2 protein-coding genes are annotated in these 1,773 nt (G+C 58.3%); both read right to left on the bottom strand.

Translation table 11 applies throughout. The features are described 5' to 3' along the window. A partial coding sequence (locus BTA51_RS28805) for an NAD(P)(+) transhydrogenase (Re/Si-specific) subunit beta (protein WP_210404947.1) occupies window positions 1-224 on the bottom strand: 224 nt, incomplete at its 3' end. A gap of 11 nt (window positions 225-235) precedes the next feature. Then, window positions 236-1,762, bottom strand: coding sequence for a Re/Si-specific NAD(P)(+) transhydrogenase subunit alpha (locus tag BTA51_RS28800; protein WP_094712532.1), 1,527 nt, complete (start codon window positions 1,760-1,762; stop codon window positions 236-238). Between the last annotated feature and the right edge of the window lie 11 nt (window positions 1,763-1,773).

The following is a 1,773-nucleotide window of genomic DNA, read 5'->3' as shown; positions in this document are numbered from 1 at the left end:
GCCACCTTGGCGCCGATCACCGCGCCGATGGCCATGGCGATCAGGATCAGCCAGACCGCGGTCACCTCGGGACGCCACAGGGTGGCCACCAGAGCGATGGCCATGCCGATCATGCCATAGAGATTTCCGCTTTTCGCGGTTTCCTGCTTGCTGAGCCCGGCCAGGCTCAGGATAAATAACACTGCCGCCAGCAGATAAGAGGCGGTCAAGATTCCGGAATTCATCAATGTGCCTCCTATCGACGAAACATTTTCAGCATGCGCTGGGTGACCACAAAGCCCCCGACGATATTGATGGTGGCGACCAGTGTGGCCGCGGCGGCCAACAACATGACCAGGGTACTGCTACTGCTGATCTGCAATAGGGCACCGACAACAATGATGCCGCTGATGGCGTTGGTGACACTCATTAACGGGGTGTGCAGGGCGTGAGTCACGCTCCATACCACGTGGTAGCCGACAATACAGGCCAACAGGAATACCGTGAAGTGGGACAGAAAATCCATGGGGGCCACGCTGGCCAACCAGAGAAACAGGACACCCGCTCCCAGCATCAGACCGTGTTTCAATTCCTTCGGCATCTCCTTCTTGGGTGCTGGTTCCGCCGCTGGCTGGGCCGCTTTGGGCTTGGGCGCCGCACTGACTTTGACCGGGGGCGGTGGCCAGGTGACGTCGCCGTCCTTCGTTACGGTCACGCCGCGAATGATGATGTCCTCGAAATCCACATTGATGATGCCGTCTTTGGTCTTGCACAACAGCTTCATCAGGTTGACCAGGTTGTTGGCATACAGCAGGCTGGACTGGGCCGGTAACCGTGAGGGCAAGTCGACAAACCCGGCAATGGTGACCCCGTAGCGCTCGACACTTTCGCCGGGCTCGGTCAATTCACAGTTGCCGCCGTTGGGGGCGGCCAGATCCACAATCACGCTGCCGGGCTTCATGGCCTTGACCATTTCTTCCGTGATCAGCTTGGGGGCAGGTTTGCCGGGAATGGACGCGGTGGAGATGATGATGTCCACATCCTTGGCCTGTTCCAGAAACAGGGCCATTTCCGCATCGATGAACGCCTGGCTCATTTCCTTGGCATAACCATCACCGGAACCGGTCTCCTCTTCGATATCCACTTCCAGGAACTCGGCGCCCATACTGGTGATCTGTTCCTTCACCTCGGGGCGGGTATCAAAGGCCCGCACAATGGCGCCCAGACTGCCGGCGGTACCTATGGCAGCAAGACCGGCGACCCCGGCCCCGATCACCAGAATCTTGGCCGGAGGTACTTTGCCGGCGGCGGTGATCTGCCCGGAGAAGAAACGCCCGAAATGGTGGGACGCTTCCACCACTGCCCGATACCCGACAATACTGGCCATGGAGCTCAAGGCATCCATGGACTGGGCACGGGAGATACGGGGGACGGAATCCATGGCCATGGCGGTGATCTTTTTCTCCGCCAGTTGTTTGATCAGGTCTTCGTTGACCGCCGGCCACAAAAAGCTGATCAGGGTGGCGCCGGGCTTGATGAGTTCCACTTCGTTCTCGTTAGGTTCATTGACCTTGAGAATGATGTCTGACTGCCAGACGTCTTTAACCTCCACGACCTTGGCTCCGGCGGCCTCGTAGGCATCGTCATGAAAGCTGGAGAGTCCGCCCGCATGATTTTCCACGACCACGGTGAAACCCAGTTTTATCAACTCCTTGACCGAATCGGGACTGGCCGCGACTCGTTTTTCGTGAGGTTTATGTTCCTTGGGGATACCGATTTGCATAATCGCTCCTC

The sequence above is a fragment of the Hahella sp. CCB-MM4 genome (assembly GCF_002260525.1).
Lineage (GTDB): Bacteria > Pseudomonadota > Gammaproteobacteria > Pseudomonadales > Oleiphilaceae > Hahella.
The sequence above is the reverse complement of the archived record's forward strand: the minus strand, read 5'-3'. Positions and strand labels throughout refer to the sequence as shown.

Excerpts from the sequence above, each read along its gene's own strand:
- BTA51_RS28800 (WP_094712532.1), bottom strand. The coding sequence starts at position 1,762 with ATGCAAATCGGTATCCCCAAGGAACATAAACCTCACGAAAAACGAGTC.